Here is a 359-nt window from a genome sequence, read left to right on the forward strand (position 1 = left end):
GCCAGTAAAGTGGACCGCCGAGAAGAGTACCTAAGAGTGCCAACAATGGGTACAAGAAGATGCCCTTCAACAGTTTGCTCAAGAAGTGCAACAGACCAAACAGTGGCAAACCAAGTAAGAACAAGGATGCCGTGAAGATCCAGTGCAACAAGTGAAGCACACCAAGGAAGTGAAGCAATGCAGCAATTGCTAAGCCAATCAAGAATGGAATAGCAGTTAACAATGCAGCCAAACCGAGTGCCAATACGTCAGCAATTGCCTTGGTGAGCAAGAAACCAGCGATTAAGAGCGGCAGGCTCAGTAAGAATGGAAGACCACCGAACAGCAAGCCGAGTGGGAACAACAATGCCCCAATCAAC

1 protein-coding gene is annotated in these 359 nt (G+C 48.2%); it reads right to left on the bottom strand.

Annotated features, from left to right (window positions below; translation table 11 throughout):
- Positions 1-359: hypothetical protein (locus FC96_RS13075; protein ID WP_202813034.1), on the bottom strand; the 359-nt coding region annotated here is incomplete at both ends.

The sequence above is a fragment of the Secundilactobacillus kimchicus JCM 15530 genome, from assembly GCF_001433995.1.
Taxonomy (GTDB): domain Bacteria; phylum Bacillota; class Bacilli; order Lactobacillales; family Lactobacillaceae; genus Secundilactobacillus; species Secundilactobacillus kimchicus.